The organism is Rhizobacter sp. (genome assembly GCA_021153565.1).
Lineage (GTDB): Bacteria > Pseudomonadota > Gammaproteobacteria > Burkholderiales > Burkholderiaceae_C > Albitalea.
On record JAJKJU010000275.1, the window covers coordinates 1 to 17,617 of the forward strand.

At 69.4% G+C, this 17,617-nt stretch carries 3 protein-coding genes and 1 pseudogene; 2 read left to right on the forward strand and 2 right to left on the reverse strand.

Going from position 1 to position 17,617, the window contains the following annotated elements:
• A partial coding sequence (locus AC30NL_RS17595) for an SDR family NAD(P)-dependent oxidoreductase (protein WP_489465288.1) occupies nt 1-14,994 on the reverse strand: 14,994 nt, incomplete at its 3' end.
• 665 nt (nt 14,995-15,659) lie between these two features.
• Here AC30NL_RS17595 and AC30NL_RS17600 point away from each other — a divergent pair.
• Complete coding sequence (locus AC30NL_RS17600; RefSeq protein ID WP_489465289.1) at nt 15,660-16,466, forward strand: 4'-phosphopantetheinyl transferase family protein; 807 nt, start codon at nt 15,660-15,662, stop codon at nt 16,464-16,466.
• 7 nt (nt 16,467-16,473) lie between these two features.
• Nucleotides 16,474-17,190: a YkgJ family cysteine cluster protein gene (locus AC30NL_RS17605; RefSeq protein ID WP_489465290.1), complete on the forward strand. Its 717-nt coding sequence runs from the start codon at nt 16,474-16,476 to the stop codon at nt 17,188-17,190.
• A gap of 54 nt (nt 17,191-17,244) precedes the next feature.
• Here AC30NL_RS17605 and AC30NL_RS17610 read toward each other — a convergent pair.
• Nucleotides 17,245-17,517, reverse strand: a pseudogene (locus AC30NL_RS17610) (IS481 family transposase); the annotation flags it as partial.
• Between the last annotated feature and the right edge of the window lie 100 nt (nt 17,518-17,617).

Consider the following 17,617-nt stretch of genomic DNA (forward strand, 5'->3'; position numbering starts at 1 on the left):
GCGCGGGTCGGCCGGTGCCGGCACCGGTTGCGGCTGCGGCTGCGGCTGCGGCTGCGGCTGCGATTGCGGCTGCGATTGCGATTGCGGCCGCGCAGCGGACTGCTCCTGCGCTGCCACGGGCCCGAAGAACCGGGCCTCGATCTGCGCCGTCACGCCATGCATCACCAGCACATGAGGCTCGCCGCAGGCCCAGGCGCTGTAGAAGGCCTGCAGGCCGGTCGCCGTGTCCATCGCCACCATGCCGGTGGCGGCGCGAACGGCCTCCTCGCCGGCTTCGCTCATCTTCATGCCGGCATCGCGCCACAGCGGCCAGCCCACGGCCAGCGTGCGGCCTTGCCGCAGGCCCGCAGCGCGCCAGGCCTCGCGCCGGCGCGCGAACTCGTCGAGGAAGGCGTTGGCCACCGCATAGTCGGCTTGCCCCGGGTTGCCAATGCGCGCAGCCGCCGACGAGAACAACACGAAGAAGTCGAGCGCCTCACGCCCGACGGCACGGTCCAGCTGGAGCGCGCCGCGTACCTTGGGTGCGAGAACGCGCAGGCATTCGGCTTCGGACTTGCGCGCAACGAACCGGTCCTCGACCACGCCAGCGCTGTGCAGGATGCCGTCCAGCCGGCCATGGCGGCGGCGAATGTCGGCCAGCGCCGCATCGACCGCCCGTGCGTCGCTGACGTCCAGCGGCAGGTAGTGCACCGTCGCGCCCAGCTCCCTGAGGCCGGCGAGGACCTCCGGCGCCGGGCCCCGCGACGAGCGGCCGCTGAGCACCAGCACCGGCGCGGACACGCGCTGCGCAATCTCGCGCGCGAAGACCAGGCCCAGGCTGCCCGCGCCGCCCACGATCCAGTACACGCCGCCGTTGCGCCATGGCAGCGCCTGGGCCGACGAAACGCTCACCGGGGCGTGCTGCCGCAGTTGCAGTCGACCGTCCACCACCAGTAAGTCCTCCGCCGCGAGGCGGCGTGCGGCCTGAAGGTGCTGCGCCAGGCCTTGCACGGAAGCCGCATCGGGCCATGCCAAAAGCTGGCAGCGCAAGCGCGGGTGCTCGGCCTGCACGGTCTTCAGCAGCCCGGACAGCGCGCCCAGCAGACCCGAGCCGCCCTGGGCACACACCAGCACCTGCAGGCATGCGCCCTGCGCCGGCTGCGCACGCACCAGTGCCTGCACCGCTCGCAGCAAGGCCAGGCTGCACTGCTCGAACGCCTCGGCCAGCGCGGCGGGGTCATGCTCAGGGGGCGTCGCATCGGAGAGCACTTGGGCGCGGTACGCTGGCAGATCGGCTCGCAGCCGGTCCAGCACGGCCTGAGCGTGGGCCGGGCCGAAGCCGCACACCAGCACGAGGTGCTCCTCGCTGTCGGCAATGTTGGTGGCGCCTGCCTCGGCAGTCGCCTGCCAGCGGTCGCGGATCAGCACCAGGCCGTGCGGCTCGACGGCCTTCACCGGCCCTTCGAGCACGCGCGAGGAGAAGCCTCTCAGGCGCACGCGAGGCCGGCCCTGCTCGTCGAACAGGTCGACGTCGAAGCGTCGCAGCGGGTCGGTGGCTGCGCCGCCCGTCAGCTGCGAAGGCCGCACCCAGGCCCACATCGTGGCGGTGCAAGCGCCCAGCACCTCCACCCGCTCCATGGCGAACGGCAGCACGGGCTTGCGGCCCTGGCCGATGACGCGGAACTGCACTTCCTGCAGCGCGGAGTCCATCAGGCTGGGATGCAGCACGTACTCGGCCTCGGTGCCGCGCACCGGGGCGGGCAGCGCCAACCGGGCCAGCGACTCGTTGCCTTCGCCGACCCACACCCGCTGCAGCCCCTGGTAGGCGGGACCGTGGCAGACGTTCACCGAGCGGAAGAACTCGTAGTAGGCCTCGACCACATCGCCCTCGCGGGCCAGCCGCTCGCGCAGCGCGGCCAGCGAAGGCCCCGCGTCCTGCGCACCGGTGGCCACCAGCCGGGCCGTGCCCTGGCTGTGCAGCGCCGCTTCGTCCAGCGGATCGTCCGAGCCGCTGTAGATGCGGTACTCGAACTCGCCGCCGTCGAGCGGGCGGACGGCCAGATGGACCTGCCGCGGTCGCTCCACCGCGATCGGGCGCAGCCACACCACATTCCCCAGCTGCAGGTGGAAGCCCTCGCCCAACTGCCGGCCCAGCGAGCGCGCCAGCGCCTGGTAGGCCATCTCGAGGTGGGCGACGCCCGGCAGCACGGGCACGCCATGCACCAGGTGCTCCTTCAGGAAGAACTCCTCGCCGGCGAAGGAGACGCTGAACTGCTGCCACTCGAAGGTGGAGGTGTTGGCGTGCAGCAGCGGATGCAGCGCGGCCGGCGCGGCGCTCGGCGCCACGGCCGCTGCCTCGGCGCGCCGCGAATCGCCGTCGAGGCGGAACCAGTGATGCTGGCGGGCGAAGGGATAGGTCGGCGCCGACACCGGCTCGGGCCGCACGTCGCCGTACAGCGCCAGCCAGTCCACCGGCATGCCCTTGACCCACAGGTCCAGCAGCGTGGAAAGCTTGCCGCGCGCCATCCATTGGCCCATTGCCTGCTGCAGGTCCTCGTCGGCGGCAAACGCGGCGAGCGTCTCCTTGTGCAGCTTCACCTGCCCCACGTACAGCGGCTCGCCGGAGGTGTCCCCGGCCAGGAAGCGCTGCAAGCCGTACCTCAGCTCGCCGACGGAGCGCACCAGCAGGCCGAGCCGCTCGTCCATCGCCTCGCGGCCCACCTGCAGCGTGTACGCCAGCGCGTTGAGGTCGATGTCGGACGGCGACTGCAGCGCGTCGAGCAGCTTGCGCGCATAGGCTTGCAGCCGATCTGCATGGGTGGCAGACAGCACGACTGCCACGGCGCCGCTGCTTTGCGGCGAGCGAGCCGGCGTGGCGTCGCCGTCGTCGTGCTGGCGCCCTGGGCGTGCATCCGCACGCACGTACTCCTCGAGAATCACATGGGCATTGGAGCCACCGGCCCCGAACGAAGACACGCCTGCCATCCTGGTCACTTCCTTTCCGTCGATGACGGGCCGTTCCCACGCCCGCAAGCCCCGGTTCAGCACGAAGGGCGTGCGCGCGAAATCGATGTTCGGGTTGAGTTGATCGGCATGCAGCGTCGGCACCAGCTGGCGGTGCTTCATCTGCAGCACCAGCTTGGCCAGGCCGGCGATGCCCGCGGCGGCCTCGAGGTGGCCGATGTTGGACTTCACCGAGCCGATGGCGCAGAAGCCGGTGTCGGCCGTTTCGCGTTCGAAGGCCTGCGTGAGGCCGCGGATCTCCACCGGGTCGCCCAACGCCGTACCGGTGCCGTGCGCCTCGATGCAACTGATCTGGCGCGCGCTCAGCCCGGCGGCATCGAGCGCCTTGCGCACCACCTCCGCCTGCACCGCTGGGTTGGGCACGGTGTAGCCGTTTGTCTTGCCGCCGTGGTTGACGCTGGTGGCGCGGACCAGCGCGAGGATCCGGTCGCCGTCGGCCTGCGCACGCGACAGGGGCTTCAGCAGCACCAGGCCGACGCCCTCGCCGGGCACGAAGCCATCGCCGCCCGCGCCGAAGCTCTTGCAGCGGCCCTCGGCGGACAACATGTGAAGCCCGCAGAACAGCACATAGCTCGACGGGTGCACGTAGACGTTGACGCCGCCGGCGACGGCCATGTCGCAGGCGCCCGACCGCAGGTGCTCGCAGGCCTCGTGCACCGCCGTCAGCGAGGACGAGCACATCGTGTCCACCGCGATGCTCGGGCCGGTGAAGTTCAGCACGTACGAGAGGCGGTTGGCCATCGAGGCGAACGACGTGCGCGGCAGCAGCGTTTGCCCGGCACGCCACAGATCGGGCCCGTACAGCTCGAAGCCGGTGCGCGTGGCGCCGATGAACACGCCCACCCGGCCGCCATGCTGCGACGCGATGCGCGCGCGGGTATAGGCCGCGTCCTCCAGAAGCTCCCAGCAGGACTCCAGCAGCAGGCGCTCCTGCGGATCCATGGCTTGCGCCTCGCGTGGCGAGATGTTGAAGAACAGCGGGTCGAACTCTGCATGCCCGTCGAGAAAGCCGCCCCACTTGCTGTAGCTCATGCCGCGGGCCACGGCTTCTTCCTTGTCGGGATGGAAGAAGCCGTCCAGCGGCCAGCGGTCCTGCGGCACTTCGACGACGCAATCGCGGCCCGAGCGCAGGTTCTCCCAGTACTCGGCCAGGTCGCGCGCCTGCGGATAGCGCCCGCTCATGCCGATGATGGCGATCGGTTCCCGGTCGGACCGCCGGCCCGCCACCGGGAGGTCGCTGCCGGTGGGCTGATTGCGGACGGGCAGCCTCGGCGCGGCCGACGGCAAGACGATCGCAGGCACGGGTTCGGCCGGGGCCGGGGCGTCCATGCCGAGCATGCGCAGCAGCTGCTCGCGGTGCTCGCGCAGGAAGTGGTCCGTCAGCGCATCGACCGTCTGCAACTCGAACAGCAGCGCGCTGTCGACGTGCCCGAAGTCGCCTTGCAGCCGCTCGTTGAGCTGGACGATGAGGATCGAGTCCAGGCCGTAGCTGCTCAAGGGCTGGTCCGTGTCCAGCTGCTGCGGCTCCATGCGCAGGGCCTGGGCGATCAGCCTGCGCAGGTGCTGACGCGCCTGGCTGCGCAGCTGCGCCTCGTCGGGCCGGGGCACGGGCAGGCTGGCCCGCGCGACGGCGGTCGCGGCCGCCGCGCTCTGCACCGGCCGCGCCTCCACACGCCCGCCGTCTTCGGGCAGGCCGGCCGGCAGCCCGGCGCTCACCGACGTCGGGGACGGGTCGGCAGCGGCCACCTGCTGCAACACGATGCCATCGCTGCAGCACGCGACGACCTGCTGGCCCAGTGCATGCGCATGCTCGGCGCTGAAGCGGATGTCGCCGAAGCCCTCGGCCTCCAGCACGCGCCGCCAGGCATGCGGATACAGCGCTGGCGAGCCGGGGATGCGCAGGCCCTCGTCCTGGTTGAGCCACCAGCCCGGCAGCAGGCCGAAGGTCACGTGGGCGAACAGCGACTTGTCGCTCAACTCGTTGAGCAGCAGCACGCCGCCGGGCCGCAGGCAGGCCTTGGCATGCCGAAGCGCCCACCGGATGTTCCGGGTGGCGTGCAGCACGTTGGTGGCGATGACGAAGTCGTACGCCTGCACACCGATGCCCTGCCCCGCCAGCGGCTTCTCGACGTCGAACAAGGCGGTGCGCACGAAGCCGTACTGCGGCGCGAAGTGCTCCTGCGCATGGAACAGGAAGGCCTTGGACACGTCGGTGTAGCAGTACTCGCCGATGTGTTCGCGGTACGGCTGCAGCGCCGGCAGCACGGCGGCGGTGGTGCCGCCCGTGCCGGCGCCGATCTCCAGGATGCGCACCGGCCGCTGCGGCGCCCGGGCCAGGCCGTCGGCGATGCACGCCACGAGCGTGCGCACCAGGCACTGGTTGAAGAAGTCCGCCACCGGGTTGCCCTGGTAGACCCCTTCCACCAGCGTCATCGACGACCGCGGGAACATCACTTCGGTGGCCGGCCTGCGCCCGGCCAGGATGTCGGGCAACGCCCGCAGGCAGGCCTCGGCCAGCGTCGCTTTCGCGCGCAGGCCGGGATTCGCGCGCCAGACCTCGGCGCTGCGCGCCCAAGCCTGCCATGCGTCGGAGGCCGTGCCGACGGTGCCTTCGAGGCACAGCTGCCCGCCCTGCTTCGCCAGCCGGCCGTGCCGCTGCAGCCAGGCCAGCGATTCGCGCAGCCAGCGCGTGTACTGCGGGGTCGCCGGCAACCGCTGCGCCAGCTGCGTCGGGTCGATGGCGCCGCCTTCGAACAGGCCCGCCTCCTGCAGGCAGGCCAGCAGCACCTCGGCGCACAGGTCCTCGAAGCGCGCTGCCTGCGGCGCCTCGGCCTGCAGTTCGGCCACGCGCCCGGGCCAGGCCAGCGGCAGCCCGCGCAGCGCCCAGGGCGCAGGCGCCTGCGACGCGCAGGTGATCCGCCGGGCCGGTTCGATCGCTGGCAGCGCCTGGGCATGGGCGAGCCTGGCCACGGCCAGCTGTCGGAAAGGTCCCTCCAGCAGGGACTGCAACAGCGCCATGCCCTGCTCCGCCTCGATGGCCTCGATGCCGATGCGCTGGTAGCGCGACTTGACGTGCGGGCCGACACGTTCGCCCGAACCCACCCGCCAGTAGCCCCAGTTCAGCACCCGCGCTGCCCGGCGCCCGCGTGCTGCCGCTTGCAGCGCCACCGCGTCCTTGAAGGCACAGCCGGCCGCATAGCCGCTGTAGCCGGCGCTGCGGCTGAAGGCCTCCACCGACGAGAAGAACAGCAGGAAGTCCAGCGGCTCGGCGCCGAAGACCTGATCCACCGCCAACGTGACGTCGACGTTCACCGACAGCACCGCGCGGAAGTGGGCTTCGTCCACCTGCGCGAGGGACTTGTCGAACAGGTCCAGCGCGGAGACCACCACGCCGTCGATGCGACCGAAGCACGCCTTGGCCTGCTGCCGCACCCGCTCGAGCGCGGCCGCGTCCGATGCATCGGCCTGGAGGTATTCGGGCTGGAGGCCGTGCACCGAGCAGGCGTCCAGCTGCGCCTGGACCTGGGCGCGCTCGCGCCGGCCGACCCACACCAGCCGGGCATCGTGGCGCTCGGCCACCCACCGGCTCCAGACCGAGCCGATGCCCCCTGCGCCGCCGATGACCAGGTAGACCCCGCCCTGTCGGTACGCGGGAGTACCGCTGTGCGGTGCCACCGGCTGCACCGGCACCAGTTTCTGCACGAACCATTCGCCGTCACGGCAGGCCCAGGTGGGGCCGTCCGCGTCGAACGGCAGGCGCCGCATGTCGGCCGGCGACCAGGGCAGGCCGGGCTGGAGGTCGCAGGTTCGCAGCCGCCAGAACCCGCATTCTTTGGCGACGCAGCCGACGAAGGCGGCAAGGGCTGCCTGGGCGGCCTGCGGGATGTCGGCGGGCATCACGGCCTGGCCGGCGGTGGTCACCACCGTCCACGACAACGCCTGCTTGTCATGGCCGGCAAGCAGCATGGCCTTGACCAGGCGGAACAGGCGCAACAGCGGCTGCACGCCAGGCGCGGCGGCATCGTTCGGTGCGACCCACACGATGTGGTCGAAGCTGCCCGGCGGCGGCAGGCGGCCGGCCAGTTCCCCGATGTCGGCATCGGCCGGTGCATCGAGCGTCGTGACCGCCGGGTGGATGAGGCGAATCGTCTCCTGCTGCGCGGCGTTGGCGCCGGCCAGCAGCACGCGCACCTGGCGATCGGGCGTCGGGAGGTCGGCCGGCAAGGGCACCGCGTCCCAGCGGGGGGTGGTCAGCCAGGTCTCGGACACCTCGCCGGCGGCTGGCGGGGACGAAGCAGCGGGGCTCGTCGCCGTCGCGAACCTGTCGGACGTGTTCTCGTTCGGTAGCGGGTGCAGCACCTCTTTCGAACTGTGGCGCATGCCTTCGCCCCTTTCCTTTTCCGGCACCCAGTGGCGTTCCCGCGCGAAGGGATAGCTGGGCGCGCTCACGCGGCGCGGTGTGTGGTCGCCGTACCAGGCGAGCCAGTCGACGGTGTGACCGCCGGCCCAGGTCCGCGCCAAGGCGTCGGCATCGGCCTGGGGACCGACCGGCACGCCGGACGACCCATCGGAGCGCCCTGCGGCCGAGGCCTGCCGGCCCGGACGCACCGCTCGGCCGGTGTGGACGCCCGGCACGCCGGCGTCCTGCGCGAGGTGGCGGTGCAGGCGCTCCTGCAACTGGGCGACCGAGGACGCGACGATCGCCAGGCGGTCTTCCATCGCCTCGCGGCCGGTTTGCAGCGTGAACGCCAGGTCATGCAAGTCGATGCGGCCCTGCCCGCCGTCAGCAGCCAGGTGATCCGACAGGCGCTGCGCGTACGCCAGCAGCCGCTGCGGGTCGCGGGCCGACAGCACCACCACGGCGGGCCTGCCGAGCCGGGCGTGCGGCCGGGTCGGCCGCTCGTCGTATTCCTGCACCACCAGGTGCACGTTGGTGCCGGTGGCGCCGAACGACGACACGCCCGCGGTGCGAGGCACCGGCGCGCCGTCCACCTGGGGCCGGGTCCACGGGCGCAGGCCGCGGTTCACCGCAAAGGGCGTGGCCGTGAAATCGATGTTCGGGTTGAGCTGCTCGGCATGCAGCGACGGCACCAGTTCGCCATGCTGCAGTTGCAGCAGCACCTTGCTCAAGCCGCACACGCCGGCGGCGGCCTCGCAGTGGCCGATGTTGGACTTGACTGAGCCGATCGCGCACGACTGCCTGCGCACCTGCGCGCCGAAGGCCTCGCTCAACGCGGCCACTTCGATGGGGTCGCCGAGCGAGGTGCCGGTGCCATGGGCTTCCACGTAGCTCACCGCCTCGGGCGCGATACCGGCCTGCGCCAGCGCGCGGACGATCGCGTCCTTCTGGGCCTTTGGATTGGGCACCGTGTAGCCGTTGACCCGGCCACCATGGGTGATGGCACTGCCCTTGATGACACCGTAGACGTGGTCGCCGTCGCGCACCGCGTCGGCCAGGCGCTTGAGCACGACCACACCGACGCCCTCCGCCGGCACGTAGCCGTCGCCGCCCGCGCCGAAGCTCTCGCAACGGCCCTTGCTGGAGAGGAAACCCGCGGCACTGAGGCCCGCGTACTTGTTCGGATGCACGCTGAGGTTCACCCCGCCGGCCAGAGCCATGCGGGTCACGCCGTGCCGCAGGTCCTGGCACGCCAGGTGGATTGCCACCAGCGAACTGGAGCACAGGGTGTCCACCGACAGGCTGGGGCCGTGCAGGTTCAACACCGCCGACACCCTGTTGGCGACGCTGCCGAAGGTGCTGGTGATGACGTGCGAGTTGCCGTTGATGCCGTCGACCGGGTTGAACAGCAGCTGGTACTGGCCGTAGCACAGGCCGGCATAGACGCCCACCTGACCCGCGAGCGGATCGTGCGCCGCGCCGTGGAGCGACTGGCGGGTGTAGCCGGCATCCTCGACGGCGCCCCAGGCCTGCTCGAGGAACAGCCGCTCCTGCGGTTCGAGGTAGTCCGCCTCGTAGGGCGAGATGTTGAAGAACAGCGCGTCGAAGCAGTCAGCGTCAGAGACGAAGCCGCCCCACTTGCTGTGGTGCCTCCCCGGCTGCTCGCGGTCCCCGGTGTAGAAGACGCGCCAGTCCCAGCGGCTGGAAGGCACCTCCTCGATGCAGTCGCGGCCCTCGCGCAGGTTCCGCCAGAAGGCCTGCAGGGACTCGGCCTGTGGGTAGCGGCCCGACAGGCCGATGACGGCGATGTCCAAGGGGCCACCCGCGGGGGCAGGCGCTGCGGACGGAGCATCGGCAAACGACGCCCGTGCCGGCGTGGCGGTCGCGGCGGCTGCGCACGCGGGTTGCGGCCGAAGATCGCCGGCATCGTCCGCGGCAACCGGCGTGCACGCCGGCTGCGCCGAAGCGGCCGGGAACAGCCGTTCGACCGTGCCACGGTGTTGCGCCAGGAAGTACGCCGCCAGTTCGGACAACGTGTGGTACTCGAAGAACAGCGTCTTCGGCAGCGAGCCGAAATCGTCCTCCAGTTCCATCGTCAGCTCCGTGGCATAGATCGAATCGAGCCCGTAGCTGCCGAGCAGTTCGTCTTCGTCGATCGCCTCCACTGCGCGCTGCGAGACCTGGGAGAACATGCGCTTGAGCAGCGCCAGCAAGGGCGGTCGCAGCACCCTGTCCGTGGCAACCTGCTCGTCAATGGCTTGGCGCGAGGGCGGCGTTGGCTCGGCGGCAGGCGGCGGCGGCGCGCTCGCAGCGTGGGCGTCCGAAAAGAGCCGCCGCAACGCGGGGGCGTGCGAGGCGATGAAGTACTGCGCCAGCTCGTTCAGCGTGTGGTACTCGAAGAGCAGCGTCTTCGGCAGCACGCCGAAGCTGTCCTCGAGCTCGAGCGTGAGTTCGGTCGCGTAGATCGAGTCCAGCCCGTAGCTTCCGAGCTGTTCGTCTTCGTCGATGTCCTCCACCGGACGCTGCGTCGTGCGGGAGAACATGCGCTTGAGCCAATCCAGCAACGGCGCGCGCCACGTCTGGGCAGGCACCGCGGATGGAGAGGCCGGCGGCGCTGCCGGGGAGGCAGTGGCAGGCCAAATGTTTGCCACGTCGAGCGAGCGGACCAGCAGGTCGTGGTCGCCCGTGGCCACCACCACATGGTTCTCCCCGCTGGCCAAGCTGTCGTAGAACGCCGCCAGGCCGTCGCCGGAGTCCATCGGCACGAGGCCCAGCCGGGTCTTGAAGGTCTTCAGCGTGGCGGCGTCGACCTGCATGCCGCCGTCCCGCCACAGCGGCCAGCCGATCGACAAGCTCAGGCCCCAGCGGGCGCCGGCCGCCACCAGCTCCTGGCGATAGTCGACGAAGGCGTCCAGGAAGGCATTGCCCACCGCATAGTCGGCCTGCCCCGGGTTGCCGGTCCAACCCAGAATGGAGGAGAACACCAGGAAAAAGTCCAGCGGCAAGTGCTTGCTGGCCTCGTCCAGATGGAGCAAGCCAGCCACCTTGGGCCGCAGCACCCGGCGGACGCTGTCGGCGTTCTTGCGCAGGATGAAGTCGTCCTCGATCACGCCGGCGGCGTGCACGATGCCATGCAAGGCGCCATGCGCATGCACCACCTCTGCCAACAGCGATGCGACCGCCTGCGCGTCGGCGACGTCGAGTTGCCGGTATGCCGCTGCGCCGCCGGCTTCGCGCAAGCTGTCGAGCGCCGCCGCGATCTCGGCCGATGGCTCGGAGCGCCCCGCCAGCACCAGCGTGGCGCGCGGGGCGCGGCGGCGGATCTCCCGCGCGAACAGCAGCCCCAGGCCGCCCGCGCCGCCGGTGAGCAGATAGACACCATCCTCACGCCACGGGTCGGCCGTGCCACCTGCCGGCGCGGGATGCAGCGGCACCATGCGCCGGACGCAGCGGTGCTCGCCGTCGTAGGACACCAGCATGTCCTCGGGACAGGCCGCGTTCTCCTGCAGCTTGCGCAGCAGCGACTGCGCGGTCTCCTGCGCGCCCACCGCGATCAGTTGCCCGACGAAGAGAGGGTTCTCCAGGTGTGCCGTCTTCAGCAGGCCCGACAGGGCCGCGTGCAGCCGCTGCGGCCCCCATGCGGGCACCACCACTTGCAGCAGCACCGGCGCGCAGGGCCGCGCAGCCAGGATCTGCTTCACCTGCTCGAACAGCTTCAGCGTGCGCGCTTCGAAGGCATCGGCCAGGCCCTGCGGCGCGTCCTGCGCCAGCATCAGCTGCATCGACGGGGCAACGCGGCGCAGTTCCGCCCCATCGAGGCCCGGCACGCACAAGGCCAGGTGCCAGGCGAAGCCCTGGGGTTGGGCTCGTGCCGGAGCGGGCTGGTGCTGCCACACCGGCTTGAACAGGCATGGCCGGTTCGTCTCGCGGCCCGGCGCCGACCCGGTCGCCGAGGCGGGCAGCTCGCGCGCCGAATAGCCCTGCAGGCGCATGCAGACGCGGCCGCGCTCATCGCAAAGGTCGATGTCCCATGCCTGCGAGCGGCGGTGAGACGCTCGGCGGATCCACGCGCGGTTCACCTCGGGACAGCGGCCCAGGACCACGATGGATTCGAGCGAGAACGGCAATGCGGTACGCAGCGGCCCGTCCTGCACGGCCGCGCACATGACGGCCTGGAGCACGCCGTCGAGCAGGCTGGGATGGATGACGTACTCGGCAGCGCCGGCTCGAAGGAAGGCCGGCAACGCGATCGTGGCGAGCAGTTCGCCGGTGCCCACACGAACCTGCTGCAAGGGCCGGTGCGCCGGGCCATAGGCCAGGCCCACGGACTCGAAGGCGCGATAGCACGCGTCGGCTTCGAGCAGGGCCACGTCGGTTCGGGCCTGCACCGCCGGGAGATCGACGTCGGTGATGGTGGGCCGGCGCACCCGCACGGCCGCGCCCACGCAGTGGACGGTCTTGCCGCCGGACTCCGCGCTGTCGGTGAAGATCTCGAAGGCGGTCTCGCCGCCGGCACGCAGACGCAGCGCAATGTGCACCGCGCGCGGCTCGCTGGCCACGACGACGGGCTGGGCCCACGCCAGATGGCGCAGTTCGATCGCGCTACCCTCGTCCCCGGTCGGCATCGAACGGGTCACCGCCTCGCGGGCCATCTCGAGGTAGGCCACCGCGGGCAGCACCCGCGAGCCGTTGACGCGGTGGTCGTCCAGGAAGAACTCGCGGCCCGACAGCCAGGTGCTGAAGCGCAACCCCTGCAGGTCGGAGGTGTTGGCATGCAGCAAGGCATGCAGCGCCGCATCCGGAGCAGCGCCTTGCACCGACGCGGCGGCTGGCCGGCCCGGCTGGTCCACCCAGTGGCGATTTCGCGCAAAGGCATAGGTCGGCAGGCCGATGCGCCGCGGACGCGGCACCACGGGATACAAGCGCGACCAGTCGACCGCCGTGCCCTCCACCCAGGCCTGTGCGACGAGGTCGAAGCAGCCCTGCGCCACCCAGGCTTCCAGCTGGTGCGCCACCTCCTCGTTCTGGCGGCGCCGGGCTTCGCGTGCCAGTGGCTTGGTCCGTGCGCGCACTGCAGGCGCCTGCACCACGGCCCGGGTCGCCAGTGCCCCGAGTACCTCGCGAACCACCTCCATCGTGCTCGCCACGACGGCCCAGCGCTCGCGCATCGGCTCGCGGCCCATCTGCAGCGTGAAGGCCATGTCCGCCAGGTCGGCGTCGACGAGGGCATGGCGCTCGATGTGATCGAGCAGCCGCCGCGCCTGTTGGGCCAACTGGTCTTCGGTGGCAGCCGACAGCACCACGATGCACGGCCGCTCGCGGTAGCACGCGGCGGCGGCCGGCGCACCGGCTGCGAACGCCTCCAGCAACACATGGGCGTTGGTGCCACCCGAGCCGAAACTGCTGACGCCGGCACGGCGTGGAAGGCAATCAGGCGCCGGCCAGGGCTTCAAGGTGTCGACCATGTAGAAAGGCGACCCCTCGAGCTGGATGTTGGGATTCAAGCGGCTGAAGTGCAGCGATGGCACCAGGGTCTGGTGCTGCAGGCACAGCACGGCCTTGAGCACGCCCGCGACGCCGGCGGCGGCCTCGAGATGCCCGATGTTGGTCTTGACGGAGCCCAGCCCGCATGGGGTGCAGCTGTCCCGGAAGACGTCCGCCAGGGCACGCACCTCGATCGGGTCGCCGAGCGACGTGCCCGTGCCGTGCGCCTCGATGTAGCTGACCGACGCAGGCGCCACGCCGCCGTCGGCCAGCGCCTGGCGCACCAGCGCGGACTGCCGGGCCGCATTGGGCACGGTGAGCCCGCCGGACGTGCCGCCGTGATTGACCGCCACCCCTTTCACCACCGCGTGGATGCGGTCGCCATCGGCCAGTGCATGCGACAGCTTCTTCAGCAGCAGCACCACGGCGCCTTCGGCACGCACGTAGCCGTTGGCCGACGCGTCGAAGGTCTTGCACAAGCCCTCGCGCGACAGCATGCCCGCCTGGTAGTAGGCGAGCGTGCCGGCCGGATGACACATCACGTTCACGCCACCGACCAGCGCGGCTTCGCAATCGCCTGCGCGCAGCGCCCGCACCGCCGAATGCAGCGCGACGAGTGAACTCGAGCAAGCGGTGTCGATCTGGACGCTCGGCCCTTGCAGGTCGAAGAAATAGGACAGGCGATTGGCGAGAACGGCCATGGAGGTGGCCAGCCCCGAATGCGCCTGCACCGGCACCTGCGCGGCGTCCATCAGGCGCTGATAGTCCGAGCCGCTCGCGCCCACGAACACGCCCACCGGGCGGCTGGCCATCGTGCCCGGCGCGTGGCCGGCGTCCTCAAGGCAAGCCCAGCCTAGCTCGAGCAACCAGCGCTGTTGCGGGTCCATGCGTTGCGCCTCGCTGGGAGCGACGCGGAACAGGTCGGCATCGAACTCGTCGATCCGCGCAACGAAGCCTCCCCGGTCGATGCCCGGGTGCGTGCTGCGCGGGTCGATGCCCTCCGGCCAAACCCAGCGCCCCGGCGGCAGCGTGCCGACCAGCAAGCAGCCGTCGCGCAAGGCCTGCCAGAAGGCCTGCGGGTCCTCCAGCCCACCCGGGAAACGGCATGCCATGCCGATGATCGCGATGTCGCCGTCCGCGGCGGCGTTGAATTCGGGAGCCGCCTCGGGCGCCGTTGACGGCAGTTCGACCGCCGCCGCGCGCGGCGCCTGGATGAAGGAGGCGACCTTCTCCAGCGTGTTGTGCTCGAAGAAGAACAAGGGCGTCAGCCGCAGCCCGAAGCGCGATTCGATGCGATCCCGGAGGTCGAGCAGATCGGCGGATTCGAACCCCAGTTCGAACAGCGGCGATTGCGGACGCAGCGGGCGCTCCGCGCCAAGCCGCGATGCACCCAGGACTTCGCCGGCGATCCGCAGCAGTTCCGGCTCCACGTCGACGACCGGGCATGGCAATGGCACGGTGGCCGCCTGGCGCGCGTCCTGAAGCGCACGAAGCCGCTGCTGCCGGCCGGGCAGGTCGTAGCGCACGAGCACGCCATGGCCGTCGTTTTCAGTATCGGCCGGCCGATATCCCGGCATCGGCGACACGATCTCCGCGCCGTGAAACTGGTGCATGCGCAGCACGGTATCGACATGACGCCCTTCTGCGTTTTTCAGCTGGATATAGTCAGCCAGTGGAATAACAGGGTGTTTTTTTCTATCCTTGCAGCGTGTCACCCAGACCACTACCGCGACGCCGATTCGTTCGCACTCATCGAGCAGATGCTCCAGTAATGCGTCACCATAATCGAGGTCCTGCCGGTGTGGGTAGACATTCAGCGAGAGCACCTGCGCAAAAGGGCCGTCGCCCCGATGCAAGGAAAATGCATTATCGAAACGCACTCCCGACAGCTTGCCAATATCTGCAATACGCTGCGAGTAAATAGCAGCCCATACCTCGCCGGCCGATTCCACGACGAATTGCCCGGATGGAAAACCGATCAGGCGCGCGCGAAGTGCATCTTCAGATACACGCAGCGCGGGATTCCAGCAAAGCGCCTCCAGTTCCAGCAGGCGCGACAGGTCTTCTTCCGTCGCTTGACGGATGACACGTTGATTCGGGATAGCCATTCAGGGCGATTGTATGAAGGTAAAAGTCGTTTAAAAACAATAGGTTACGAATGTCTCAATGTAATACTTTGTTCTTTCATCCCTCAATTGAGCGCTTAATTTTTGAGCACAATCGGCGTGTCTGGCTTCGTTTTTGGATATTTGAGTCTTCGTCAGGTTGCCTACCACATTTCAGCGGTCGGCTTCACGCAATCGCCCTGTCGGGCGAAAAATTCAAACCATGGTTCTGCGATGGAGTTGAGCGGCTGTCTGGAGCGGAAGCCGCGCTGAGGTCTCATGGCGCAAGGCCGGCATTAGAGTTGGAGAACATCCCTTTGCCCATCCCTAGAAAAGCGATAGTCGACAAAATCAATGCGGTAACTATTACAGTGCAAGGCAATCCTTATAGAAAACTTCACCGAACTGCTTTAATATGAAGCAACCGTTGGGCATCCGACGCACGAATGTCATTGTTAGCGCACAAGATTTATTGCAATAGTTACATACCGAAGGAAGGGAATGGTCGCCGCGCATGCGGCAAATGCGCCGGGCAATTGGCAACCGTCTGAGATAATCCTGCGCACTGATCGCGCCGTTTTGCTGCCGGACGTTACGCGCCGATCCAGCACCTGCGCAGACTTCCCCCGCGAAACCCCGCGTCATTTACCAGGGAAAAGACGACACCCGTGGAGCGCCTCGAACAGCTTCCCGCCTTCCGCTCGGTCTCGATCCGCCGCACGGCGCTGCCGACCAGCGATTGGATTGACGTGTCGACCCTGTGCTTTGACGAGGCGGCGTTCACGCCGGCGCATTTCGCCGAGGCGGGAATGCCCTGTCCCGACAGCATCGCCCGCAGCGTGCGAAAGCGCCAGGCGGAGTTCTTCTTCGGGCGCCTGGCTGCACGTCGTGCGATCGAGCGGGCCGGCGTGGACCGGGCTGTCGCGCAGGCCGATATCGGCATTGGAGCGTCGCGGGAGCCGCTGTGGCCCCGGAACGTCGTCGGCAGCATCTCGCACACCGCGGGCATCGCCGCGGCGGTGGTCGCGTCGTCGCAGGCGTACGGCGGCATCGGCATCGACGTGGAGCAGATCGTCTCCGCGAGTACGCGGCCGGCCGTGCTGGAAATGGCCTTGAACGGCGCGGAAGTGCACATGCTGCAAGCCTGTCCCGGCCCGATGTCGCTGGACGAGAAGGTCACGCTGGTGTTCTCCGCCAAGGAGAGCCTCTTCAAGGCGGCGTTCGGCTCCGTGAGGCGCTATTTCGATTTCAGTGCGGCACGCCTGTCGTCGATCGACCCGGACTCCGGCCGGCTGGCCCTCACGCTGGTAGAGCATCTCAACGAGGAGTTCACACTCGGCCGGTGTTGCGAACTGTCCTTCACCCGCTTGGACGGCGGCACAATCCTGACGATCTGCGCGTTCCGCCCTCGCCCGGGGTCGGCCGCGGTCGAACTGGCGTCGCGGTCGCTGCACTCGCGCCTGCACTCTGCATGAAGTCTCGATGAACACGACAAAGACAAAGGATCGCCCGGTGATCCGGCTGGCGCCGGTGGCCGCTGGCGAATTTTCACAATGGCTCGGCGACACCGAACGTGCGCTGGAGGACGGCGGCGCGGGGGCCGACGTGCCCTGTGGCAGTTGCACGTCCTGTTGCCACTCCAGGATGTTCATCCACATCCGCCCGCATGAGAAAGAGACACTGAAGGCCATCCCGCGGCCGCTGCTGTTCCAGGTGCCCGGCCTGCCGAAAGGCCATGTGCTGATGGGCTACAACGACAAGGGCTCCTGCCCGATGCTGGTCGACAACAAGTGCACGATCTATGCGGTGCGGCCACAGACCTGCCGCGACTACGACTGCCGCATCTTCGCCGCCACCGGCGTCCCGGTCGATGCAGCCCTGCAGCCGGAGATTGCCGAACAGATCAAGGCGTGGCGCTTCGAATACCGAGACGAGGCCAGCCACTCGGCGCATGAGTCGTTGATTCGCACGGCGCGCTTCCTCCGCGAGCGTTCCGATCTCTTCCCGCGTGGAAGCCTGCCGGGCAATCCGGTCCAGTTCGCTGTGCTGGTGGTGCGGGTGCATCGGCTCTTCGATGCCGCCGGGGGGGAAGGCGCAGGCGAGCGCATGAGCGATGCCGAGGTGGCGAAGAACGTGCTCGCGCGGCTGAATGCGCCTTCCGAACAAGCCGGCCCTCGGGGACGCGACGCCGCCCGTTAGGGGCGAGAGCGTTCGATTGGAGGGGGCCATGCGGCGTGGTTCATTCGAGGGTGACAGGTAGCGGTTAACCGTCGGACGGTGCAGAACGCCCTGGGGCGCCTTGACCAGGCCCTGCACGGTTTCCACGCCGTGCTCTTCGAGCAGCTCAATGGCTCGCTGGGTTGAGAGGTGCCGGCCTTGCTTGTTGGTGGTGCGCAGTTTGAGCGCGGCGACCAGCTCGCAAAAGCGCTGCAACTCGGCCGACTGCAGCACACGCGGCTTGCCATGGTCGGCGCGGTGGGCAGGGTGGGGTCTGTTGACCAGGTGCAGTGCCCGGTAGACGGTGGCGGGGCGTTGGTGCATGGATACCGCCGTATCGGGACGGTAGGATCGGTTTTTCAGATCGATCAGACCCGCTGCGCCATATGCCGAATAAGTTCAACGCCGA

Excerpts from the sequence above, each read along its gene's own strand:
- AC30NL_RS17605 (WP_489465290.1), top strand. The coding sequence starts at position 16,474 with ATGAACACGACAAAGACAAAGGATCGCCCGGTGATCCGGCTGGCGCCG.